Origin of the sequence: Mycobacterium cajalii (genome assembly GCF_045809005.2) — a bacterium.
GTDB lineage: Bacteria > Actinomycetota > Actinomycetes > Mycobacteriales > Mycobacteriaceae > Mycobacterium.
Genome location: NZ_CM141436.1, coordinates 3,727,019 through 3,749,946, shown reverse-complemented (window position 1 = coordinate 3,749,946; position 22,928 = coordinate 3,727,019). Strand labels below are relative to the sequence as shown.

Genomic DNA, 22,928 nt, shown 5'->3' with positions numbered 1-22,928 from the left:
GCGTGTCACCAGACCATTGTCCCTGACGTTGCTGCGGCCAGCCCCCGACGGCCCACTAGTGTTTCACGGATGGCGAGTCTGCAGCCGAGCCCGCCTGCGCCGGCGCGCTACCACGGTGACCAGGCCGTTGCTCCCGGGATGCTCGACTTCGCCGTCAACGTCCGCGACGCGCGGCCGCCGGAGTGGCTGATGCGCCGGCTGGCCGAGCGGCTGGGTGACCTGGCGCGCTATCCCGGCGTCGACGACGTGCGCCGCGCGCAGGAGGCGGCGGCCCGCCGGCACGGCCGCGCCCGCGACGAGGTCCTGCCGCTGGCCGGCGCGGCGGAGGGCTTCGCGCTGTTGAGCAACCTGCGCCCGGCCCGGGCGGTGGTCGTCGCGCCGTCGTTCACCGAGCCGGCGGCGGCGTTGACCGCGGCCGGGGTGCCGGTGCGCCACCTCGTGCTCGAGCCGCCGTTCGGCCTGGACGGCGTGCGGCCGCCGGAGGACGCCGACCTGGTCGTGGTGGGCAATCCGACCAACCCGACCGCGGTGCTGCACACCCGCGAGCAGCTGCTGGCCTGGCGCCGGCCCGGGCGGGTTCTGGTGGTCGACGAGGCGTTCGCCGACGCGGTGCCCGGTGAGCCGGAGTCGCTGGCCCGCGAATCGCTGCCCGACGTGCTGGTGCTGCGCAGCCTGACCAAGACGTGGGCGCTGGCCGGGCTGCGGGTGGGCTACGCGCTCGGCGCGCCGGGGCTGTTGGCGCGGCTGACCGCGCAGCGGGCACACTGGCCGGTGGGAACCTTGCAGCTGACGGCCATCGCGGCCTGCTGCGACCCGGCGGCGGTCGCCGACGCGGCGGCCGGAGCGGTCCGGCTGGCGGGGTGCCGCGCCGACATGGCGGCCGGTCTGCAAGCGGTGGGTGCCGAGGTGTTCCCCGGTCGGGGGCCGTTCGTGCTGTTCCGCCACCCGGATGGTGTCCGAGTGCGAGAAGCTCTGAGAGACAAGGGGATTGCTATCCGCCGCTGTGATACATTTGCCGGCTTGGACGAGCGTTATCTGCGGGCGGCGGTGCGCCGCGAGTGGCCGCTGCTGGTTCAGGCCATCTCGGAGGCGACGACGAACGGGGATTATCGGTGAGCGTGCGACTGGCCGACGTCATCGACGTGCTCGACGAGGCCTACCCGCCACGGCTGGCCCAATCCTGGGATTCGGTGGGGCTGGTGTGCGGCGACCCCGGCGACGCGCTGGAGTCGGTGACCGTCGCGGTGGACGCCACGCCCGCCGTCGTCGACGAAGTGCCCGCGGGCGGCCTGCTGCTGGCGCACCACCCGCTGCTGCTGCGCGGGGTCGACACGGTGGCGGCGAGCACGCCGAAAGGTGCGCTGGTGCACCGCCTGATCCGGACCGGGCGTTCCCTGTTCACCGCCCACACCAACGCCGACTCGGCATCGCCGGGGGTGTCCGACGCGCTGGCCGACGCCCTCGGCCTGACCGTCGAATCCGTGCTCGAGCCGGTGGCCGCCCGCGCCGATCTGGACAAGTGGGTCATCTATGTGCCGCGCGAGAACGCCGAGGCGGTACAGGCGGCCGTGTTCGGGGCCGGCGCGGGTCACATCGGCGACTATTCGCACTGCAGCTGGAGCGTCGGCGGCATCGGGCAGTTCCTGCCGCACGAGGGTGCCTCGCCCGCGATCGGCAGCGTCGGCGCCGTCGAGCGGGTCGCCGAGGACCGGGTCGAGGTGATCGCCCCGGCGCGACTGCGGGGCGGCGTCTGGGCCGCGATGCGCGCCGCCCACCCGTACGAGGAGCCGGCGTTCGACATATTCGCCCTCGAGCCCTTGCCGGGCGACACCGGGCTGGGCCGGGTGTGCGCGCTACCGCAGCCGGAATCGCTGCGGCGCTTGGTTGCTCGCGTCGGCGACGCGCTGCCGCAGACCTCCTGGGGGGTGCGTGCCGCGGGTGACCCCGACCTGGCCGTGTCGCGGGTGGCCGTCTGCGGCGGTGCCGGGGACTCGCTGCTGGCCGCCGCGGCGGGCGCCGGCGTGCAGGCCTACGTCACGGCCGACCTGCGGCACCATCCGGCCGACGAACACCGCCGGGCCTCGGGGGTGGCCCTGATCGACGTGGCGCACTGGGCCAGTGAGTTCCCCTGGTGCGACCAGGCCGCGGGCCTGTTGCGCTCGCGGTTCGGCGACGCGCTGCAGGTGCGGGTGTGCGGCATTCGCACCGACCCCTGGAACCTGGGGCATCTTGGCGACGAGGCCGGGAGGAATGAGCCATGAAAGCCGAAGTAGCACAGCAACTTTCGCTGCTCGAGTTGTCGAAGCTGGACGCCGAGCTGTCTCGGCTCGCCCACCGGTCCACCCACCTGCCGGAGCAGGAGGAATGCCAGCGGATGCAGGCCGAACGGGACGCCGCCCGGGACCGGGCCGCCGCGGTCACGATCGCGCTGGAAGACGTGGACACGCAGGTGGCCCGGCTCGAAGCGGAAGTCGACTCGGTGCGGCAGCGGGAGGACCGGGACCGCTCGCTGCTGGCCTCGGGGGCCACGGACGCCAAGCAGCTGTCCGATCTGCAGCACGAGCTCGAGACCCTGGAACGCCGGCAGGCGAGCCTGGAGGATTCGCTGCTGGAGGTGATGGAGCGCCGCGAGGAGCTGCAGGCGCAGCTGGACGCCGAGACGACGGCGGCGGAAGCGCTGCAAACCGAGCTGGCCGGCGCCGAGCAGGCCCTCGACGCCGCGCGCGCCGAGATCGACGCGGCCCGCCGGGCTCATGCGTCGCGCCGCGACGAGCTGACCGCGGCGCTGGACCCCGCCCTGTCCGCGCTCTACGAGCGGCAGCGCGCCGGGGGCGGGCCGGGTGCGGGACCGCTGCTCGGACGGCGCTGCGGTGCATGCCGTCTCGAGATCGACCGCGGCGAGATGGCGCGCATCTCGGCCGCCCCCGAGGACGAATTGGTGCGCTGCCCGGAGTGCGGGGCGATCCTGCTGCGGGTCAAGGGAATCGAGCAGTGAAGGTCGTCATCGAGGCCGACGGCGGGTCGCGTGGCAACCCAGGCCCGGCCGGATATGGCGCGGTGGTGCTCAGCGAGGATCGTTCCACCGTGCTGGCCGAGGCCAAACGGGCGATCGGCCGCGCGACCAACAACGTCGCCGAATACCGGGGCCTGATCGCGGGTTTGGCGGACGCCCTGGAACTGGGTGCCACCGAGGCCACCGTCTTCCTGGACTCCAAGCTGCTCGTGGAGCAGATGTCGGGCCGGTGGAAGGTCAAGCATCCGGACCTCAAGGAACTGCACGCCGAGGCCCGCGCGCTGGCGTCGAGGTTCGACCGGGTCCGGTACACCTGGGTGCCGCGGGAGCGCAACGCGCACGCCGACCGATTGGCCAACGAGGCGATGGACGGGGCATCGGACCCGCCGGCCGCCGAGCCGGCGAAAACCACCGAGCCGGCGAAAGCCCCCGAGCCGGGGGCCCGGGCCCCGAGCGCACCGCGATGGACCGGCGCGCGCGGCACGCCGACCAGGTTCCTGCTGCTGCGGCACGGCCAGACCGAGCTGTCGGTGCAGCGCCGTTATTCGGGGCGCGGCAATCCGGGCCTGACCGAGGTGGGCCGGCGCCAGGCCGGGGCCGCCGCGCGGTACCTGGCGCAGCGCGGCGGGATCGCGGCGGTGTTCTCCTCGCCGCTGCAGCGGGCCTACGACACCGCGGCGACGGCGGCCAAGGCGCTGGGCCTGGACGTGACCGTCGACGACGACCTCGTCGAAACCGACTTCGGGGACTGGGAGGGTTTGACGTTTTCCGAAGCGGCGCAGCGTGATTCGGAGCTACACCGGCGCTGGCTGCAGGACACCGGCACCAGCCCGCCGGGCGGGGAGAGCTTCGAGGCCGTGCTCGACCGGGCGGCGCGGGCGCGGGGGCGGATCGTCGCCGCGCACGAAGGGGACACCGTGCTGGTGGTCTCGCACGTGACCCCGATCAAGATGCTGCTGCGGCTGGCCCTGGACGCGGGGCCCGGGATCCTGTACCGGCTGCACCTCGACCTGGCGTCGCTGAGCATCGCCGAATTCTATTCCGACGGAGGCTCGTCGGTGCGTCTGGTGAACCAGACCGCCTACCTGTGATCAGGCGCGGCGCAACCGCGCCGCGGGCGAGCCGACGAGGCGGAAGTCCTTGCTGCGGTCCACCTGCGGGTCGAACCCCTGCTGGAACAGGATGATGATGTCGGAGCCGCCGAACTGGAAGTAGCCGAACTGGTCGCCCTTGGGGCAATGCGATCCCTGGGCGGCCGTCAGCGTCACCGACGACACGTGCGCCATGCCGACCGGGACGACCGCGACGACTCCGATGTCGCCGCAGCCGGATTCGGCGGTGTCGACGGTGACGACCCCGCGGTTCTGGGTGAATTCGAATCCGCTGGTGGCGCTGTCGCTGGGCTTGAACCCGTGGTCCTCGAGGCCGACCTCCATGAAGACCTTCCCGCTGACCTTGAACGACTCCCGCACCTGTCCCGCCACCGGCAGGTGATAGCGGTGGTAAGCCGACGGCGGCAGCTCGTAATGCACGAACGTCCCGCCGGCGAAGCTCTCGGCGTATTCGCTGCCTTCCAGGAGTCGCTTGATGTCGCCGTACTTGTGCGTGTTCTTGACCGTGATGGCCGGTATCTTCGAGTCGGCATCGATGTCGTAGTGGTGCATGAAGATGCAGTCGGCCGGTGAGGTGACGACCAGGTTGTCCCCGGGCTCGGTGATCGGTCGCAGGCCGTCGTTGAGCTCGCGGGCCATGAACTGGTTGAACGTGAGCCAGCCGCTGGGCATGTTGGGCACGCCGTCGACCAGTGATTCCCAGATGCGGTACTCCGGTGCCTGCTCCATGAACTCCTGCAGAATCTTGGCGCTGAACGACTCCGTGGTGTCCAGGAAATCGCCCCATTGACGGGCGAATTCGGTCATCCACTCCCGGAACGCGGCGCAGGTCTGCGGGGCTTCACCGTCGACCTCCTGGTCGACCAGGAAGTAGAAATGCGCCATCCGGTCGCTGACTTCCTTGGCGTTGCGCTCCCCGGGCCGCTGGCTCTGCCAGGCCTTGTCGTCGGTCTGCTGGGGGACCCAGCGGTTGAATCCGGTCAGGTAGTCCTCGTACTGGGAGACGGTCTCCGGCCAGTCCAGCGCGTCGAACAGCTCCTCGCGAAGCTCCGCCCGGGCCGATTCCCGGGCCCGCCGCAGCGAGCCCTCGAGCCGCTCGGTCAGACCCCGTTCCTTCTCGAGGGTCGCCCTCAGCTTGTCGACGATCGGGTCGGGGTGGTCACCCATGTGACTGGTCCTCCTCCGGGAGCGGCGTGCGTGCGACCAGGGGAAGGTACCCGCGGGCTGCCGACTCAATCGGAGGCGGCGTTAACCTGCGCCGACGCCGGTGACGCCCACCGCCTCAGGGCGACATGGTGATCGCGCCCTCGGGGCAGTTGCGTGCGGCGTCGGCGGCGAGCTCGAAGCCGGGGCGGATCTCGTAATCCGGTATGCGCCGGTGGAATTCGCGCAGCGCGACCCGCAGCTCCATGCGGGCCAGGTGCGAGCCCAGGCAGCGGTGCGGGCCGCCGCCGAACGCGCCGGTGCCGGTTCGGGTTGCGGCGGAAGTCCACCAGCTCGGGATCGGGAAACTCCGCCGGGTCGGTGTTCGCGGCGCCCAAGAGCGGGCTGACCCGTTCCCCCTTGGTGATCGGGCAGCCGCCCACCTCGACATCGGCCATGGCCACGCGAACGACCCCCGGCACCGGTGTCTCCCAGCGCAACAGCTCCTCGATGGCGCCGGGCAGCACGTCGGGCTGCTCGACCAGCTGGTGGCGGTACTCGGGGTGGCGGGCCAGGTAGACGAAGAAGCAGCCGAGGGAGTCGGTCACCGTGTCCAGGCCCGCGATCAGGAACAGGAAGCAGATGTCGAGCAGCTCTTCGCGTGACAGGGGATGCCCCTCCACGTCGGCCGCGATCATCGCGGACAGCACGTCGTCGCGCGGGTGGGCGATGTGGTCGTGGATGGCACGCTCGAAGTACTCGTAGACGTGCTCGGCCGCGGACGCCGCCGCGACCCCGTGCTGCTCGTAGTTGCGGGCGCCCTCCGGGCGGATGATGCCGTCCTTCCACTCGAGGAACTTGTCCAGGCCCTCCAGCGGGAGCCCGAGCAGCTGCAGGAACACCGTGCACGGAAGCGGCACGGCGAACTCGGCATGAAAGTCGCATTCGCCCCGTTCGGCGAATGCGTCGATCATCTCGTTCACCTCATCCACCAACTTGATGCGCTAACCGCGCTCTAAACCAGCGCGGCTTGCGCGCTACGATTCCTGGTCAGCCTGGCACCAAGGTTGTCGCTGGGCAATGGTCGACCGTCAACTGTGCAGGTGCAGCCGTTCCCCGTGGGGCCCGAAGATCACGATGGCCTCCACCGGTCCGTCGACGGCGCCGAACCAGTGCGGCGTCCAGGTGCTGAACTCGACGGCCTGCCCGGGCTCGATGACGAAGTCGCGGTCGTCGAGTTGCAGCCGCATCCGCCCGGCCAGCACATACATCCAGTCCCGGCCCTCGTGGACGGGCAACGCGGCGGGTGGGGTGCGCCGCCGGGCGCCCATGCGGACCTTGAACGCGTGCAGTCCGCCGGCCGGACCCTGGCGGGTCAGCGGCCAGTAGGTGACGCCGTGCCGGGTGAAGGCGGGACCACGCACCCGGGGGTCGGGCGCATGGGACGCCTGCAACAACTCGTCGGTGCTCACCGAGAGGGCCTCGGCCAGGCGCGGCAGGTGATCCAGCGCCAGCCGGCGCTTCCCCGACTCCAGACGGCTCAGCGTCGAGACGTCGATCCCGGCCCCCGCGCTCACGTCCTCCAGCGTCATGCCGCGCTGCAGGCGCAGCTGCCGCAGGCGCCGGCGCACCCGGACATCGAACGACCCGTCGTCCGGATTTGCCTGCATGGCAAACCAGCTTGGCAAAAACACGGGGCGACGGCAAGCTCGGATCATGTCCCACTCACACGACTCCCACTCACGCGACGACGACGGACCCGACGACGCACGCCAGTTCTGGGAAGAGCGCTACGGCTCGTCTGGGCGGACGTGGAGTGGGCGCGTCAACGCCCAACTCGCCGCGGCGGCGGCCGACCTGCCACCGGGTCGGGCCCTGGACCTCGGCAGCGGCGAGGGCGCCGACGCGCTGTGGCTCGCCGAACGCGGCTGGAAGGTGGTGGCCGTCGACGTCTCCGACACCGCGCTGCAACGCGCGGCCGAGGCGGCATCTCAGCGAAACCTACTGGACCGCATCGAATTCCAGTGCCACGACCTCAACGAGAGCTTCCCGGACGGGGCGTTCGACCTGGTGTCGGCGCAATATCTGCACTCACCCGCGCGACTGGACCGCGAGGCGGTGCTGCGGCGGGCGGCCGAGCACGTCGCGCCCGGCGGGGTGCTGCTGATCGTCGACCACGGCGAAGCCCCGCCCTGGGCCAAACAGCACCTGCACCGGTTTCCCGGAATCGAGGAGGTGCTGGCGTCGTTGCAGCTGGACGCGAGCTGGACGCGGCTGCGGACCGAGCAGGTCGAGCGGGAGACGATCGGGCCGGACGGGCAGCCGGCGAACCTGGTCGACAACGTCATGGTGCTGCGCAAAGCCGCATAGGCCGGGGCGGCGGTTGCTGGCCCCGGGATTGCGCAGCGGGTACCGTTGTTCGTCGCGGACGAGTTGGCCGGGCGGCCGCGGAGCGCCGCAAGGCGGTTCGAGGAAAGTCCGGACTTCACAGAGCAGGGTGATTGCTAACGGCAATCCGAGGTGACTCGCGGGAAAGTGCCACAGAAAACAAACCGCCACCCTCGCGGTGGTAAGGGTGAAACGGTGCGGTAAGAGCGCACCAGCATCCCGGGTGACCGGGGTGGCTAGGCAAACCCCACCCGAAGCAAGGTCAAGAAGGCCGCACCGCAAGGTGCGGCCGCGCAGGCGTTCGAGGGTTGCTCGCCCGAGCCTGCGGGTGGACCGCTCGAGGCACCCGGCGACGGTGTGTCCAGATGGATGGTCGCCGCCCCGCCGCCGTTGGCCACGCCGCGGCGGCGGGGAACAGAATCCGGCTTACAGGCCAACTCGTCCGCCCGCCTTCGCGGCTCAGCGCCGCGCTTTGCGAACCGACTTGTCGAGCTGGCGCAGCGCGTCGTCGACCTGCCGCTCGCACATCTTGGCCAAGTCGGCCTCCTGCTGGTAGAGCAGGCCGTAGGTGAAGGTGTCCTCCCCGGCGGCATGCGCGGCGGCGGCCTGCTGCAGCAGGTGCTCCTGGCTGACCACGCTGTCCTGGTGGTCGCCGAGCAGCGTCTGGATCGCCTTCGCCCGCTCGGACACCTCCGCCGCGCCGGTCGCGGCCCCGGTGTACCGGAGCCGCTTGGCGCGCTTGCGGATCCGGTGCAGTGCTTCGTCGCGATGCTCCTCGGGCGCCCGGGCCGCGGCCTTCGCGGCCCTGCGCACCTTCTGGTAGGCCGCGTCGATGGTCACCGGCGGCGCTTCCCGGCCGGCCGCGGCCGGCGGGGGATGGGCCACCACCGCGTCGAGGGCGTCGAGCAGGCGGAAGTAGCGCTGCGACCGCATCGCGGCCAGCGATCGCCGCAACCCGGCCTGATAGCGGCGCCCGGCGCCGTCGATCAGGCGCTCCCGGACCCCGCCGCGCACCAGTTCGGGCGGCAGCGCGTCGAGCGCCAGCCGGTACCGCGCACCGAGCACCTCGGCGTCGCGGGCGCCGCCCAGCACGTTGCCGAGCTCCCGCAGTTCGTCGAGGATCCACGCGTCGGTGGACGACACGAACTCCGGCGACTCACCGAGCAGGCTGCGGATCTTGCGGATGGTCACCCGCATCTGGTGCACGGCGTCGTCGGCGTCGGCCCGCACGGCCCGATCCCACACCAGCAGCGCGCCGACCTGCTCGGCCACCGCGCGCTGCACGGGGTCGGCGGGCAGCCGGGTGTCGTTGGGCTGCACGGCCGGGCCGAGCACCCGGGCCAGCTTGGAGGCGTGGCCGGCGGGCGCGGCACCGGCGTCGAGCAGCCGATTGGCCAGCCGGGTCAGCAGCTCGGCGTCGGCGGCCTGGTTCGTCGTCCTCCCGGTCGCCGAGAGCTCGAGCTCCCACTCGCGCCACTCCTGTTCGACGGGCTGCTCGGCGGGTGACACCCCGATCGTCCAGGCGGTCACGCGATCGTTGCTGAACTCCGCCAGCGGCGCGCCGTCGACGCCGTACAACACCTGGGTTTCGCGTTCGGTGGAGATCCGCGCGACCGGTTCGAGGGGGCGATCACGCACGATGGCCAGCACGACGTCGAGCAACTCGCCCGGGACGGGCTCTCCTCCGGCGACACCCTCCGCGGCGTCCAGCGGCATCCGGATCTCGGTGCGGGCGTCGGGCCCGGCGGGCAGCTTCAGGTGCCAGCCCGCATCGGACCCACCCGTGCGTCGCCGCAGGGTGATCTTGTTGCGGGCCAGGTCCTGCCCGGGGGTGTCGAAGTAGGTGGCGTCCAGCGACTGGGTCGGCGACTTCTCCACGCGCGCCACCGCGGCAATCCCGTCGAAGGACGGCGACACCGCCGAGTCGACGATGTCGAACTTGCGCTCCACCTCCAGATAACGCGAGGGTTCGGGCGCTTTTGCAGGCATGTCGGCTCCGTGGCGGGCGCGGCGGCGCCGTCGGGTACGTCGTGGACGTTGCTGAATTTACACGCAGCCGCCGGGCCACCGGTGGCCCAGTGGCCCGGCAGCCGTGGGCGCGGGCGGCCCGTCGGCGGCTACTGGCGCAGGTGCATCGCCAGCCCCGACAGCTGGCGAATCGTCTGGATCTCGCTGTCCCGGAAGGGTCGTCCGTCCGGCCTCAGCAGGTCGTGGAACCACACCTCGGGCATCGCCGGGTAGGGCTGGTCCCAGGAGTCCCAGGGGAAGTAGGTCTGGGTTTTGCCGGCGACCAGGCCCCAGTTGTAGGCGCCGACGTTGTGGCGTTTGGCGACCGGCAGGATGCTCTGGACGGTGCTGCCCTGGGTGCGGGCCATGTACTCGGTGCACAGGATCGGTCGCCCCTGCGGGGTGAGTTCGGCGATGCGGCTCTCGAAGGTCGCCGGCTCGGCGTAGGAGTGGAAGGTGATCACGTCGGAGTTGTCGAGCTGGATGCCGGCGATGGCGCTGCGGCCGGCGTCCGACCAGTGGCCGTGCCAGACCCCGCTCGTCAACGGCTGGCTGGGGTCGACCGCGCGCGCCCACCCGAACACCTGCGGGAGCAGGTCGGCGACGAGTGCCCGCTTGTCCGCACGTTCGACCGAGCGGTACTGGTGTGCGGGGTTGTCGGGTTCGTTCCACAGGTCCCAGCCCAGCACCCGGTCGTCGTTGCGGAACTGGCTCAGCACGCCGGTGACGTAGCCGCGCAGCGTCCGCCGGTAGCCGCGGTCACCGAGGTGTTCGGCGCCCGGGCTCTGCACCCACCGCGAGTTGTGGATCCCGGGCCGGGGTGCGGGCTGCGGGCCCGGCTTGGGGTGCGGGTCCCAGCAGGAGTCGAACAACACGAACAGGGGTTTGATGTTGTGGCGCGCGGCGATGGCGACGAACTGCGCCAGCCGGCCCTGAAATCCGCGGGCGTCCTGCGCCCAGAGCTGATCGTGCAGGAAGACCCGCGCCGTGTTGAACCCGGCCGAGCGCGCCCAGCCCAGCTCGGTGTCGATGCGCCGCGGGTCGTAGGTGTCGGCGGCGAACATCTCCAATTGGTTGACCGCATTCGAGGTGATGAAGTTGGCGCCGACGGGCCAGGGCAGCGACCGATACCAGCGCTGGGCGCGGTCCGGCGACCACCGGGTCTCCTCCGGTGAGGCGTTGGGCGGTTGTGCGGCCGCGCGCGGTGCTCGGGCCAGTGCGGAGCCTCCTGCCAGTAGCGCCGGCAACTTCAGAATCGTCCGGCGGGCGGCGTGGCCCCGAACTCTCGGAGCGACGCGCGCACCCTTGCTCACACGGGGATCATGTATGGGAGTAATCGTTACCATCCTGTCACACAACGGTTTTCGGCGTTACGTAACAGGATTGACAGTTACCGGCGGACCAAACGTGGCGCTTCGGCCTGATGCGGTGATCTCGCGATCCGGCACCGAATAGGTGCAGCGACAACTACTTTCGCGGCGGCAAGCCGAGTCCGCAATCCAGTCTACAGGAGTTGGGCCCTGCCCCGGTGGGTCGGCGGCGGGTGCTCAGAAGCTGTGTTCGTCGGCCGGGAAGACTCCCTCGGCCACCTCTTGGGCGTACTGCGTTGCGGCGCGACGCAACTCCGCTCCCACGTCGCCGAACTGCTTGACGAAGCGGGCCGTCTTGCCGCCGCTCATCCCGGCCATGTCCTGCCAGACCAGGACCTGGCCGTCGCAGTTGGGGCCGGCCCCGATCCCGATCGTCGGGATGGTCAGCTTGCCGGTGATCTGGGTGGCCAGCTCGGCCGGCACCATCTCCATGACCACCGAGAACGCGCCCGCCTCGGCGACGGCGATCGCGTCGGCGACGGTCTGTTCGGCGGCGTCCCCGCGCCCCTGCACCCGGAAGCCGCCCAGGCCGTTGACGCTCTGCGGGGTGAAGCCGATGTGGGCCATCACCGGGATGCCCGCCGCGCTCAGGCACGCGATCTGCTCGGCGACCCGCTCGCCGCCCTCGAGCTTGACGGCGTGCGCGCCGCCTTCCTTCATGAAGCGGGTGGCCGAGGCCAGCGCCGCGGCCGGCCCCGCCTCGTAGCTGCCGAACGGCAGGTCGGCGACCACCAGGGCGTGTTGCGCGCCGCGCGCGACGCCGCGCACCAGCGGGATCAGCTCGTCGATCGAGACGGGCACGGTGGTGTCGTAGCCGTACACCACGTTGGCGGCCGAGTCGCCGACCAGCAGCACCGGGATGCCGGCCTCGTCGAAGACACGGGCGGTCGAGTAGTCGTAGACCGTCAGCATGGCCCACTTGTGGCCTTCGGCCTTCATCTTCTGCAGGTGGTGGGTGCGAATCTTGGTGAGCGGCCGGGACGGCCCGGAAGAGCTTGCACCGTAGACGTTCTGCTCAGACATCACTGTCCCCAAAGGTGGTCGGTTCGATCCTCGTGGCCCTGGTTGCTCGCGGCACCGGCGGGTCCCCGGTTTCGTCTGACCCTCGACATTCTGCCATTTCTTTCACGCAGTCGCACCGTTGGCGGTGTGTGAGACATACCATGCTGCGCATGCAGCGCCTCACCGGCCTGGACGCGAGCTTCCTCTACCTGGAGACCCCGTCGCAGCCCTTGCATGTTTGCTCGATCCTCGAGTTGGACACCGCCACCATGCCGGGGGGCTACACCTTCGACCGGCTGCGCGACGCGCTCTCGCTGCGCATCAAGGCCATGCCGGAGTTTCGCGAAAAGCTGGCCAACAGCCCGCTGAACCTCGACCACCCGGTCTGGGTGGACGACGACGGCTTCGAGATCGACCGTCACCTGCACCGGATCGCGCTGCCGTCGCCGGGAGGCCGCGCGGAGCTGTCCGAGATCTGCGGCCACATCGCGTCGCTCCCGCTGGACCGCCGCAGGCCGCTCTGGGAGATGTGGGTGATCGAGAACGTGGCGGGCACCGATTGTCACCGCCTGGCTGATCCGGGAGGCCGCCTGGCGGTGATGACCAAGGTGCACCACGCCGGGGTGGACGGGGTGACCGGCGCCAGCCTGATGGAGAAGCTGTGCAGCACCGAGCCCGACGCCCCCGCGCCGGACCCGGCCGAAGGGGTCGGCGGGGCCAGCGGCTGGCGGATCGCCGCCGGCGGGTTGCTGCGGTTCGCCAGCCGGCCGTTGCAGCTGGCCGGTGTGGTGCCCGAGACCGTGTCGTCGATGGTCACGACCCTGCGCAAGGTGCGTGACGGCCAGACGATGGCGCGCCCGTTCGCCGCCCCGCGCACCCCCTTCAACGCCACCATCAGCGGCCGCCGCAACATCGCCTACGCCGAACTCGACCTCGACGACGTCAAGACGGTGAAGAACCACTTCGGGGTCAAGGTCAACGACGTGGTGATGGCCCTGGTGTCCGGGGCGCTGCGCCAGTACCTGGGAGAGCGCAGCGGCCTGCCCGCCGCGTCGCTGGTGGCCATGGTGCCCGTGTCGGTGCACGGCAAATCCGACCGCCCCGGGCGCAACCACGTCTCGGGCATGTTCGCCAGCCTGCACACCCACGTCGACGACCCGGTGGACCGCCTCACGGCCATCGCCGAAGCGAACACTGTTGCCAAGCAACACAGTTCGGCGATCGGCGCCACGCTGTTGCAGGATTGGTCGCAGTTCGCGGCTCCGCGCGTCTTCGGGATCGCGATGCGCCTCTACGCCAGAACCAAGCTGACCGAGAGCATGCCGGTCCACAACCTGGTGGTGTCCAACGTCGCGGGTCCGCAGGTTCCGCTGTACCTGTTGGGCTGCGACGTCAAAGCGATGTACCCGCTCGGCCCGATCTTCCACGGGTCGGGTCTCAACATCACCGTGATGTCGCTGCGCGGCAGGTTGGACGTCGGGCTCATCTCCTGCCCCGACCTGCTTCCGGACCTGTGGGATCTGGCCGGCGAGTTCACGGTGGGAATGGAGGAATTGCTCGCGGCGACCGGCGGACGCCGCTAACCAGCAACTTGACCCGCCTCTGGCAGCATAGGTGGGCATGAGCCTGTCTCGCCGCGCCAAGATCGCGCGCACGCTGCTGGTCTGGACGACGATCGCCGCCGTGGCGCTTCTTCTCGCCGGCTGCCTCCGTGTCGTCGGCGGGCGCGCGGTCATGGCCGGCCCGAAGTTGGGCCAGGCGGTCGAGTGGACACCGTGCCGCACGGTGGGCGGGAAGATCAAACTCCCCGGCGGCGCGCTGTGCGGCAGGCTGGCGGTGCCGGTCGACTACGACCGCCTCGGCGGCGACGTGGCGACGCTGGCCATGATTCGTTTCCCCGCGACGGGGGACAAGATCGGTTCGCTGGTGATCAATCCCGGCGGCCCCGGCGAGTCCGGCATCGACGCCGCGCTGGGCGTGGTCCAGTCGCTGCCGAAGCGGGTCCGCGAGCGGTTCGACCTCGTCGGGTTCGACCCCCGCGGCGTGGGATCCTCGCGACCGGCCATCTGGTGCAACTCCGACGCCGACAACGACCGGCTGCGCACCGAGCCGGACGTCGACTACACCCCGGCCGGCGTGGCTCACATCGAGGACGAGACCAAACAGTTCGTCGGCCGCTGCGTCGACAAGATGGGCCTGAACTTCCTGGCGAACGTCGGGACCGTCAACGTCGCGCGGGACCTGGACGCCATCCGCGCGGCCCTGGGCGACGACAAGCTGACCTACCTCGGCTACTCCTACGGCACCCGGATCGGCTCCGCCTACGCCGAGGCCTACCCGGAAAACGTGCGGGCGATGATCCTCGACGGCGCCGTCGACCCCAACGCCGACCCCATCGAGGCGGACCTGCGCCAGGCCAAGGGGTTTCAGGACGCGTTCAACGACTACGCCGCCGACTGCGCGAAGAAGCCGACCTGCCCGCTGGGCACCGACCCCGCCAAGGCCGTCGAGGTCTACCACGGCCTGGTCGACAAGCTGGTCGACCCGAAAGACCCGATGATCGGCCGGCCGGCCCACACGAAAGATCCGCGGGGGTTGAGCTACAGCGACGCCATCGTCGGCACGATCATGGCGTTGTACTCCCCGACGCTGTGGCACCACCTGACCGAAGGGCTGACCGAACTCGAGAGCGACCGCGGCGACACCCTGCTCGCCCTGGCCGACATGTACATGCGCCGCGACTCGCGCGGCCACTACTCCAATGCCACCGACGCGCGGGTGGCGATCAACTGCGTGGACCAGCCGCCGATCAAGGACCGTGCCAAGGTCATCGAGGAGGACCGCCGCTCGCGGGAGATCGCGCCCTTCATGAGCTACGGAAAGTTCACGGGCGACGCACCGTTGGGCACGTGCGCGTTCTGGCCGGTGCCGCCCACGAGTAAGCCCCACACCATCTCGGTGCCCAACCTGGCGCCCACCGTGGTGGTGTCCACCACCCACGACCCGGCCACGCCGTACAAGGCCGGCGTCGACCTGGCCAACGAGCTGCGCAGCTCGCTGCTCACCTTCGACGGGACCCAGCACACCGTGGTCTTCCAGGGCGACAGCTGCATCGACAACTACGTGACGGCGTACCTCATCGGCGGCGACACGCCTCCGCGCGGCGCCAAGTGCTGAAGCCTTCGCCGAACCTGCGCTGACGGCGAGATTTTCGCCGATTTTTGGCGCTGGGTTCACGCTCGGCGCCCGCGATAGCGAGACCAAGGCGTAATCCTTTCGCGCCGCCACGGGTATCCGCGGCTGAAACGATGACTGCCATGTTGCGCCTGAGATCATGGAGCTCGGCGCTGCTCTCGTTCGGACTGCTGCTCGGGGCGCAATCACCCTCGGCGCTGCCGGTCGCCGGTGCGGCACCGGAGCCCGGCGCCGGCCAGACCCCGAGTCCCGCACCGCCGCGCGCCGCGGCGGTGCCGCAGAACTGGGGCAGTTGCAGCCTGTTTCTGAACGGCACCAGGGACGTCCCCGCCGGCGCGCGGTGTACCACCGTTCCGGTACCGGTCGACTACCGCAATCCCGGTGGGGCGCAAGCCAAGCTGGCGGTGATCCGCGTCCCCGCCAGCGGCCGGCGGATCGGATCCCTCCTGGTCAACCCCGGCGGACCCGGGGCGTCGGCGGTGGACATGGTGGCCGCGATGGCCTCGGACCTGGAAGACACCGACATCACGCGCCACTTCGACATGGTGGGCTTCGACCCGCGGGGGGTGGGCCACTCGACCCCCACGCTGCGCTGCCGGACCGACGCCGAGCTCGACGCGTTCCGGCGCGAACCGATGGTCGACTACAGCCCGGCCGGTGTGGCGCACATCGAGCAGCTCTACCGGCAGGTGGCCCAGCAGTGTGTGAACCGGATGGGCACCGAGTTCCTGGCCAACGTCGGCACGGCCTCGGCCGCGCGCGACATGGACATGGTCCGTCAGGCGCTGGGCGAGAACCAGATCAACTACCTCGGCTACAGCTACGGCACCGAGTTGGGCACCACCTACCTCGAGGCGTTCCCCGCCCACGTGCGGGCGATGGTGCTCGACGGGGCCATCGACCCGACCGTCGGCCCCATCCAGGAGAACATCGGCCAAATGGCCGGATTCCAAACCGCTTTCAACGACTACGCCCTCAACTGCGCCCGCTCGCCGGCCTGCCCGCTGGGCACCGACCCGGCCCAGTTCGTGAACCGCTACCACCAGCTGGTGGACCCGCTGGTGTTCAAGCCGGGCCGCACGGCGGACCCGCGCGGTCTCAGCTACGCCGACGCGACCACCGGAACCATCAACGCGCTGTACACCCCGGCGCACTGGAAGTACCTGACCAGTGGCCTGCTCGGGTTGCAGCGCGGCACCGACGCCTCTGACCTGCTGATGCTGGCCGACGACTACGAGGGCCGCGACCGCAGCGGGCATTACGGCAACGACCAGGACGCGTTCAACGGGATCCGCTGCGTGGACGCGCCCACGCCGACGGACACGGCGAGCTGGGTCGCCGCCGACCAGCAGATCCGCCAGGCCGCCCCGTTCCTGAGCTACGGGCCGTTCACCGGGACCGCCCCCCGCGACCTGTGCGCGCTGTGGCCGGTGCCGGCCACGTCGGCCCCGCACGTCGCGCGCGCCGCCGCGCCGGGCAAGGTGGTCGTGGTGTCCACCACGCACGACCCGGCCACCCCGTACCAGGCCGGGGTCAGCCTCGCCCGTCAGCTGGGCGCGCCGCTGATCACCTACGACGGCACCCAGCACACCGCGGTCTTCAACGGTGACCAGTGTGTGGACACCGCGGTGGTGCGTTACCTGCTCGGCGTGGCCCTGCCGCCGGCCTCGCTGCAGTGTCGGTCGTGAGGCGGGTCCCGGCCGGTCGGCGCTTCGCAACGGTTCTGAGCGGGCATTTAACGACGGTGGTAACACAGAATTAACAGGGGTTGCATACTGTGCGAGATATGGATCGGCAGAAGGAATTCGTCCTGCGCACGCTCGAGGAACGGGACATCCGTTTCGTGCGGCTCTGGTTCACCGACGTGCTCGGGTTCCTCAAGTCGGTCGCCATCGCCCCGGCGGAACTGGAAGGCGCCTTCGAGGAGGGCATCGGCTTCGACGGGTCCTCGATCGAGGGGTTCGCCCGGGTGTCGGAATCCGACACCGTGGCGATTCCGGACCCGTCGACGTTCCAGGTGCTGCCCTGGGCGACCCCTGCCGGTCACCACCACTCGGCGCGGATGTTCTGCGACATCACCATGCCGGACGGGTCGCAGTCGTGGGCGGACCCGCGGCACGTGCTGCGCCGCCAGCTGCAGAAGGCCAACGACCTGGGTTTCTCCTGCTACGTGCATCCCGAGATCGAGTTCTTCCTGCTCAAGCCCGGGCCGGACGACGGGTCGGTGCCCATTCCCGTCGACAGCGCCGGCTATTTCGACCAGGCGGTGCACGATTCGGCGTCGCACTTCCGCCGGCACGCGATCGAAGCCCTGGAGTTCATGGGCATCTCGGTGGAGTTCAGCCACCACGAGGGCGCGCCCGGCCAGCAGGAGATCGACCTGCGTTTCGCCGACGCCCTGTCGATGGCCGACAACGTGATGACGTTCCGCTACGTCATCAAAGAGGTGGCGATCGAGAACGGCGCGCGGGCGACGTTCATGCCCAAGCCGTTCGCGGAGCACCCCGGTTCGGCCATGCACACCCACATGAGCCTGTTCGAGGGCGACGTCAACGCCTTCCACAGCACCGAGGACCCGCTGCAGCTCTCCGAGGTCGGCAAGTCGTTCATCGCCGGGATCCTCGAGCACGCGTCCGAGATCAGCGCGGTCACCAACCAATGGGTCAACTCCTACAAGCGGCTGGTGCAGGGCGGTGAGGCGCCGACCGCCGCCTCGTGGGGGGCGGCCAACCGCTCCGCCCTGGTGCGGGTGCCGATGTACACGCCGCACAAGACGTCCTCGCGGCGGATCGAGGTGCGCAGCCCGGACTCGGCGTGCAACCCGTATCTGGCGTTCGCGGTGCTGTTGGCCGCCGGACTGCGCGGGGTGGAGAAGGGGTACGTGCTGGGCCCGCAGGCCGAGGACAACGTGTGGGACCTGACGCCCGAGGAACGCCGCACGATGGGTTACCGCGAGCTGCCCACCAGTCTCGACAGCGCGCTGCGCGCCATGGAGTCCTCCGAGCTCGTCGCCGAGACGCTCGGGGAGCACGTCTTCGATTTCTTCTTGCGCAACAAGCGCACCGAGTGGGCCAACTACCGCAGCCGGGTCACGCCCTACGAGCTGAGCACCTACTTGTCTCTGTAGCCGTTGTCTTGGTAGCTCAGTTCGCCTGAGCGGCCCGCGGGTTGCGCTACGGTCGTGGTCGTGACCAGACCCGCAACGCATCGCCCGAAGCTGCCCAGCGTGGGCCGGCTCGGGCTGGTCGATCCGCGCGCGGCCGAGCGCCTGGCGCAGCTGGGTTGGTACGACCACGACGACCAGGCCCACGTCGACCTGCTGTGGGCGCTGTCGCGCTCGCCGGACCCCGACGCCGCGCTGCGCGCCCTGGCGCGGCTGGCGGAGAACCCCGACACCGGGTGGGAGGAGCTCAGCGCGGCGCTGCTGAGCGAACGTGCCCTGCGCGGCCGGCTGTTCGCGGTGCTCGGCTCGTCGCTCGCGCTGGGCGATCACCTGGCCGCGAACCCGCAGTCCTGGAAGCTGCTGCGCGGCAAGGTCACACTGCCCGCCCGCGAGGAGCTGTGCGCGACGTTCGTCGGGTGCGTCGACGAGTCCGCCCCCGACGCGTCGGCGGGGCCGGGTTCGGCGGTGCTGCGGTTGCAGAACCTGTACCGCGACCGCCTGCTGGTGCTGGCCGCCCTCGACCTGGCCGCGACGGTCGAGGACGAGCCGGTGGTGCCGTTCACCGTGGTGGGCGCCCAGCTGTCGGACCTCGCGGACGCCGCGCTGGCGGCCGCGCTGCGGATGGCCGAGCTGACCGTGTGCGGTGATCGCACGCCGCCGCGGCTGGCGGTCATCGCGATGGGCAAATGCGGTGCGCGCGAGCTGAACTACGTCAGCGACGTCGACGTCATCTTCGTCGCCGAGCGCGCCGACCCGGTCAGCGCCCGCGTCGCCGGGGAGATGATGCGCGTGGCGTCGGCGGCGTTCTTCCAGGTGGACGCCGCCCTGCGGCCCGAGGGCCGCGCCGGCGAGCTGGTCCGCACCGTCGAGTCGCACGTCGCCTACTACCAGCGCTGGGCGAAAACCTGGGAGTTCCAGGCGCTGCTGAAGGCCCGGGCGGCGGTCGGCGACGCCGAGCTCGGCGAACGCTATCTGACCGCGTTGCTGCCGATGGTGTGGGTCGCCTGCGAGCGCGACGATTTCGTGGTCGAGGTCCAGGCCATGCGGCGCCGCGTGGAGCAGCTGGTGCCCGCCGACGTCCGCGCCCGCGAGATCAAACTCGGCAGCGGCGGGATACGGGACGTGGAGTTCGCCGTACAGCTGCTGCAACTGGTCCACGGCCGCAGCGACGAGTCGCTGCGGGTGGCGTCCACCGTCGACGCGCTGGCCGCGCTGGGCGCGGGCGGGTACGTCGGCCGCGAGGACACCGCGAACCTCACCGCCTCCTACGAGTTCCTGCGGTTGCTCGAACACCGGCTGCAGCTGCAGCGGCTCAAGCGCACCCACCTGCTGCCCGAGGTCGACGACGAGGAGGCGGTGCGCTGGCTGGCGCGTGCGGCCCATATCCGGCCCGACGGCCGCCACGACGCGGCCGGGGTGCTGCGCGAGGAGCTCAAGCACCAGAACCTGCGGGTGTCGCAGCTGCACGCCAAGCTCTTCTATCAGCCGCTGCTGGAGTCGATCGGCCCGCCCGGGCTGGAGATCTCGCACGGCATGAGCACCGAGGCCGCGGAGCGGCGGCTGGCCGCGCTCGGCTACGAGGGGCCGCAGACCGCGTTGAAGCACATGTCGGCGCTGGTCAACCAGAGCGGCCGGCGCGGCCGGGTGCAGTCGGTGCTGTTGCCCCGGCTGCTGAACTGGATGTCCTACGCGCCCGACCCCGACGGCGGGCTGCTGGCGTACCGGCGCCTGTCCGAGGCGCTGGCTCAGGAGAGCTGGTATCTGGCCACGCTGCGCGACAAGCCGGCCGTGGCCAAGCGGCTGATGCACGTGCTGGGCACCTCCGCCTACGTGCCGGACCTGCTGATGCGCGCGCCGACGGTGATCCAGAGCTACGGCGACGGCGCCAACGGCCCCAAACTGCTCGACACCGACCCCGCCGCGGTGGCCCGCTCGCTGGTGGCCTCCGCCAGCCGCTACACCGACCCGGTGCGCGCGATCGCCGGCGCGCGCACGCTGCGCCGCAGGGAGCTGGCCCGCATCGGCTCGGCGGACCTGCTGGGCATGCTGGAGGTCACCGAGGTGTGCCGGGCGCTGACGTCGGTGTGGGTGGCCGTGCTGCAGGCCGCGCTGGACGCGATGATCCGGGCCAACCTGCCCGCCGACGGGCCCCACGCCGGGACCGCGCCGGCGGCGATCGCGGTCATCGGGATGGGCAGGCTGGGTGGCGCCGAGCTGGGCTACGGGTCCGACGCCGATGTGCTGTTCGTCTGCGAGCCGGCCCGCGGCGTCGAGGACGCCCAGGCGATCCGCTGGTCGACCTCGGTGGCCGAGCAGACGCGCACGCTGCTGGGCACCCCCAGCGTCGACCCGCCGCTGGAGGTCGACGCCAACCTGCGGCCCGAGGGCCGCAACGGTCCGCTGGTCCGCACGCTGGGCGCCTACACCGCCTATTACCAGCAGTGGGCGCAGCCGTGGGAGATCCAGGCCCTGCTGCGCGCGCACGCGGTCGCCGGCGACGCCGAGCTGGGGCGGCGGTTCCTGCTGATGGCCGACAAGACGCGCTATCCGGCCGACGGGGTGTCGGCCGAAGCGGTCCAGCAGATCCGCCGCATGAAGGCCCGGATCGAGTCCGAGCGGCTGCCGCGGGGCGCCGACCCCAACACCCACACCAAGCTGGGCCGCGGGGGACTGGCCGACGTCGAATGGACCGTGCAGCTGCTGCAACTGCGGCACGCGCACGAGATCGAAGCCCTGCACAACACCTCGACGCTGCAATCGCTGGACGAGATCGCCGCGGCCGGACTGGTCCCTTCCGAAGACGTGGACCTGCTGCGTCAGGCGTGGCTGACCGCGACCCGCGCGCGCAACGCCCTGGTGCTGGTCCGCGGCAAGCCCACCGACCAGCTGCCGGGCCCCGGACGCCAGCTCAACGCGGTCGCCGTTGCCGCGGGATGGCCGACCGACGACGGCGGCGAATTCCTGGACAACTATCTTCGGGTGACGCGGCGGGCGAAGGCGGTCGTGCGCAAGGTGTTCGGAAGTTGAGTCAGGAGGCCGGCGCGTTGGACGCCACATTCGAGGTTCTCAGCGCGACGGAAGCCGACCGGGTTACGGCCCTGTACGCGCCGCTGGCCGATGCCGTGCGCGAGCTCGTCGACGCCACCATCCACACCGAGGCCGACGAGGACGTCGTCGTCGGCGCGCGGTCGGCGATCGAGGCGGTTACCGCGTCGTTGCGGCAGCGGACCCGGCCCGCCGGGGTCAGCTACCGGGTCGACGGCCGCGCGCTGCCGCTGGGCAACGCCGCGGTGGGCGTGTGCAACCCGATCGCCCCGCCGGTCGTCGTCCACCACGAGGGCGGCGGACGCTGCTGGAGCGAGTTCGTCCTCGGCTCGGCGTACGAGGGTCCGCCCGGTCTGGCGCACGGCGGGGTGAGCGCACTGGTGCTCGACCACATGCTCGGCGAGGCGGCCAGCGAGGGGCTGTCCAAGCCGCGCTTCACCGGAACCATCACGGTGAAGTACGTGCGCGGCACACCCCTGGGCGCGCTCCGCTGCGAGGCCTGGATCGACCGGCGGGAGGGCGTCAAAGTGTTTGCGCGCGGTACCATTTCGGATGGCGCGGGCGTCACCGTGGAGGCCGAGGGCGTGTTCATCGAGCCCGCGTGGGCGCGGGACTCCGCGCAATGAGGTTCTACGTCAGCAGCGCCTTCCTGGACACCCGCGAGATCATCGAGATCGCCAGGGCCGCGGACGAACTCGGCTACGACGGGATGGGCATCCCCGACCACGTCGTCAACCTGGAGACACTGGACACGCCGTACCCCTACACCAAGGACGGGCAGCGGCGCTGGCAGCCGTTCACCGACTGGCCGGATCCCTGGGTGCTCGTCGGCGCCCTGGCTCAGGTCACCACCCGGCTGCGCTTCGTGACGACCGTCTACATTCCGGCGATGCGCAACCCGTACTCGGCGGCCAAAGCCATCGGCACGGCGGCGGTGCTGGCGTCGGGGCGGGTGGAGCTGGGCATCGGCGTCGGCTGGTGCCGGGAGGAATTCGCGCTGATGGGGGAGCGGTTCGAGGCCCGCGGCAGGCGCACCGACGAGATGATCGAGTTGATGCGGGCGCTGTGGCAGCCGGGCTGGACGGAGTTCGACGGCGAGTTCTACCCGACGCCGCGGCTGGAGATGCAGCCGACGCCACCGCCGATCCCGGTCTACGCCGGCGGGCTCAGCGACGCCGCCCTGCGCCGCGCGGCCCGCAACGACGGCTGGATCGGCGACCTGATCGACACCGACCGCGCCATCGAGGCGGTCGGTCGGCTGCGGGAGCTGCGCGCCGAAAACGGTTTGACGATGGACGATTTCACGATCCTGACCCCGCTCACCGACGCGTTCACCCCCGCCGACTACCAGCGCGCCGCCGACGCCGGCATCACCGGCATCATCACCATGCCGTGGATGTTCTACGCGGGTCCCGACGCCTGCCTGGCCGACAAGATCGACGGCATGGCGCGCTTCCGCGCGGACCTGGGGCTCGACGGATAGGCGCGTC

General features: G+C 70.9%; 17 protein-coding genes, 1 other RNA gene and 1 pseudogene. 13 read left to right on the top strand and 6 right to left on the bottom strand.

Annotated features, from left to right (window positions below):
- Window positions 1–69: 69 nt before the first annotated feature.
- Genes cobC through ACJ512_RS17755 form a run of 4 tightly spaced genes read left to right on the top strand, consistent with a single transcriptional unit; the run spans window position 70 to window position 4,104 of the window.
- Complete coding sequence (gene cobC, locus ACJ512_RS17770; RefSeq protein WP_461479781.1) at window positions 70–1,116, top strand: Rv2231c family pyridoxal phosphate-dependent protein CobC; 1,047 nt, start codon at window positions 70–72, stop codon at window positions 1,114–1,116.
- Window positions 1,113–2,261, top strand: coding sequence for a Nif3-like dinuclear metal center hexameric protein (locus ACJ512_RS17765; RefSeq protein ID WP_407686550.1), 1,149 nt, complete (start codon window positions 1,113–1,115; stop codon window positions 2,259–2,261). The genes cobC and ACJ512_RS17765 overlap by 4 nt, the downstream gene beginning before the upstream one ends.
- Window positions 2,258–2,995, top strand: a complete 738-nt coding sequence (locus tag ACJ512_RS17760) for a zinc ribbon domain-containing protein (protein ID WP_407686549.1) — start codon at window positions 2,258–2,260, stop codon at window positions 2,993–2,995. Before ACJ512_RS17765 ends, ACJ512_RS17760 begins: the two co-directional genes overlap by 4 nt.
- Window positions 2,992–4,104, top strand: coding sequence for a bifunctional RNase H/acid phosphatase (locus ACJ512_RS17755; protein WP_407686548.1), 1,113 nt, complete (start codon window positions 2,992–2,994; stop codon window positions 4,102–4,104). The genes ACJ512_RS17760 and ACJ512_RS17755 overlap by 4 nt, the downstream gene beginning before the upstream one ends.
- Here the strand turns inward: ACJ512_RS17755 and ACJ512_RS17750 are convergent, their stop codons facing one another.
- The 3 genes and pseudogenes from ACJ512_RS17750 to ACJ512_RS17740 all read right to left on the bottom strand — a co-directional run bounded on the left by ACJ512_RS17750 (window position 4,105) and on the right by ACJ512_RS17740 (window position 6,938).
- The gene (locus ACJ512_RS17750; protein ID WP_407686547.1) at window positions 4,105–5,292 is read right to left on the bottom strand and encodes a phosphatidylserine decarboxylase; all 1,188 of its coding nucleotides are present in this window, start codon (window positions 5,290–5,292) and stop codon (window positions 4,105–4,107) included.
- A 115-nt stretch (window positions 5,293–5,407) separates the two neighbouring features.
- Window positions 5,408–6,272 (bottom strand): annotated as a pseudogene (locus ACJ512_RS17745) (cytochrome P450); the annotation flags it as partial.
- Between the two features lie 87 nt (window positions 6,273–6,359).
- On the bottom strand, window positions 6,360–6,938 hold the full coding sequence (locus ACJ512_RS17740) for a helix-turn-helix domain-containing protein (RefSeq protein WP_407686546.1): 579 nt from the start codon (window positions 6,936–6,938) through the stop codon (window positions 6,360–6,362).
- A 46-nt stretch (window positions 6,939–6,984) separates the two neighbouring features.
- Between ACJ512_RS17740 and ACJ512_RS17735 the strand changes: the two genes are divergently transcribed.
- Complete coding sequence (locus ACJ512_RS17735) at window positions 6,985–7,638, top strand: class I SAM-dependent methyltransferase (RefSeq protein ID WP_407686545.1); 654 nt, start codon at window positions 6,985–6,987, stop codon at window positions 7,636–7,638.
- A gap of 59 nt (window positions 7,639–7,697) precedes the next feature.
- Window positions 7,698–8,101, top strand: an RNA gene (rnpB, locus tag ACJ512_RS17730) — RNase P RNA component class A.
- Window positions 8,102–8,115: 14 nt separating this feature from the next.
- Here rnpB and ACJ512_RS17725 read toward each other — a convergent pair.
- The 3 genes from ACJ512_RS17725 to panB form a co-directional block, all read right to left on the bottom strand.
- Complete coding sequence (locus ACJ512_RS17725; RefSeq protein ID WP_407686544.1) at window positions 8,116–9,645, bottom strand: CYTH and CHAD domain-containing protein; 1,530 nt, start codon at window positions 9,643–9,645, stop codon at window positions 8,116–8,118.
- A gap of 128 nt (window positions 9,646–9,773) precedes the next feature.
- Window positions 9,774–10,976 carry a glycoside hydrolase 5 family protein gene (locus tag ACJ512_RS17720; protein WP_407686543.1) on the bottom strand — a complete coding sequence of 401 codons (1,203 nt, stop codon included), beginning with the start codon at window positions 10,974–10,976 and terminating at the stop codon, window positions 9,774–9,776.
- A 234-nt stretch (window positions 10,977–11,210) separates the two neighbouring features.
- Window positions 11,211–12,056 carry a 3-methyl-2-oxobutanoate hydroxymethyltransferase gene (panB, locus tag ACJ512_RS17715; protein WP_407686542.1) on the bottom strand — a complete coding sequence of 282 codons (846 nt, stop codon included), beginning with the start codon at window positions 12,054–12,056 and terminating at the stop codon, window positions 11,211–11,213.
- 140 nt (window positions 12,057–12,196) lie between these two features.
- Between panB and ACJ512_RS17710 the strand changes: the two genes are divergently transcribed.
- The 7 genes from ACJ512_RS17710 to ACJ512_RS17680 all read left to right on the top strand — a co-directional run bounded on the left by ACJ512_RS17710 (window position 12,197) and on the right by ACJ512_RS17680 (window position 22,921).
- A complete protein-coding gene (locus tag ACJ512_RS17710; RefSeq protein ID WP_407686554.1) occupies window positions 12,197–13,618 on the top strand; it encodes a WS/DGAT/MGAT family O-acyltransferase in 1,422 nt (473 codons plus the stop codon).
- A gap of 31 nt (window positions 13,619–13,649) precedes the next feature.
- On the top strand, window positions 13,650–15,212 hold the full coding sequence (locus ACJ512_RS17705; protein ID WP_407686541.1) for an alpha/beta hydrolase: 1,563 nt from the start codon (window positions 13,650–13,652) through the stop codon (window positions 15,210–15,212).
- 131 nt (window positions 15,213–15,343) lie between these two features.
- A complete protein-coding gene (locus ACJ512_RS17700) occupies window positions 15,344–16,918 on the top strand; it encodes an alpha/beta hydrolase (protein WP_407686540.1) in 1,575 nt (524 codons plus the stop codon).
- Between the two features lie 98 nt (window positions 16,919–17,016).
- Entirely contained in the window at window positions 17,017–18,357 is a 1,341-nt protein-coding gene (glnA, locus tag ACJ512_RS17695; RefSeq protein WP_407686539.1) for a type I glutamate--ammonia ligase, read from the top strand.
- 54 nt (window positions 18,358–18,411) lie between these two features.
- The gene (locus ACJ512_RS17690) at window positions 18,412–21,420 is read left to right on the top strand and encodes a bifunctional [glutamine synthetase] adenylyltransferase/[glutamine synthetase]-adenylyl-L-tyrosine phosphorylase (RefSeq protein ID WP_407686538.1); all 3,009 of its coding nucleotides are present in this window, start codon (window positions 18,412–18,414) and stop codon (window positions 21,418–21,420) included.
- Entirely contained in the window at window positions 21,417–22,064 is a 648-nt protein-coding gene (locus ACJ512_RS17685; RefSeq protein ID WP_407686537.1) for a PaaI family thioesterase, read from the top strand. The genes ACJ512_RS17690 and ACJ512_RS17685 overlap by 4 nt, the downstream gene beginning before the upstream one ends.
- Entirely contained in the window at window positions 22,061–22,921 is an 861-nt protein-coding gene (locus ACJ512_RS17680; protein ID WP_407686536.1) for a TIGR03619 family F420-dependent LLM class oxidoreductase, read from the top strand. The genes ACJ512_RS17685 and ACJ512_RS17680 overlap by 4 nt, the downstream gene beginning before the upstream one ends.
- Window positions 22,922–22,928 lie beyond the last annotated feature (7 nt).

Excerpts from the sequence above, each read along its gene's own strand:
- cobC (WP_461479781.1), top strand. The coding sequence starts at position 70 with ATGGCGAGTCTGCAGCCGAGCCCGCCTGCGCCGGCGCGCTACCACGGT.
- ACJ512_RS17760 (WP_407686549.1), top strand. The coding sequence starts at position 2,258 with ATGAAAGCCGAAGTAGCACAGCAACTTTCGCTGCTCGAGTTGTCGAAG.
- ACJ512_RS17750 (WP_407686547.1), bottom strand. The coding sequence starts at position 5,292 with ATGGGTGACCACCCCGACCCGATCGTCGACAAGCTGAGGGCGACCCTC.
- ACJ512_RS17740 (WP_407686546.1), bottom strand. The coding sequence starts at position 6,938 with ATGCAGGCAAATCCGGACGACGGGTCGTTCGATGTCCGGGTGCGCCGG.
- ACJ512_RS17735 (WP_407686545.1), top strand. The coding sequence starts at position 6,985 with ATGTCCCACTCACACGACTCCCACTCACGCGACGACGACGGACCCGAC.
- ACJ512_RS17725 (WP_407686544.1), bottom strand. The coding sequence starts at position 9,645 with ATGCCTGCAAAAGCGCCCGAACCCTCGCGTTATCTGGAGGTGGAGCGC.
- panB (WP_407686542.1), bottom strand. The coding sequence starts at position 12,056 with ATGTCTGAGCAGAACGTCTACGGTGCAAGCTCTTCCGGGCCGTCCCGG.
- ACJ512_RS17710 (WP_407686554.1), top strand. The coding sequence starts at position 12,197 with ATGCTGCGCATGCAGCGCCTCACCGGCCTGGACGCGAGCTTCCTCTAC.
- ACJ512_RS17700 (WP_407686540.1), top strand. The coding sequence starts at position 15,344 with ATGACTGCCATGTTGCGCCTGAGATCATGGAGCTCGGCGCTGCTCTCG.
- glnA (WP_407686539.1), top strand. The coding sequence starts at position 17,017 with ATGGATCGGCAGAAGGAATTCGTCCTGCGCACGCTCGAGGAACGGGAC.
- ACJ512_RS17680 (WP_407686536.1), top strand. The coding sequence starts at position 22,061 with ATGAGGTTCTACGTCAGCAGCGCCTTCCTGGACACCCGCGAGATCATC.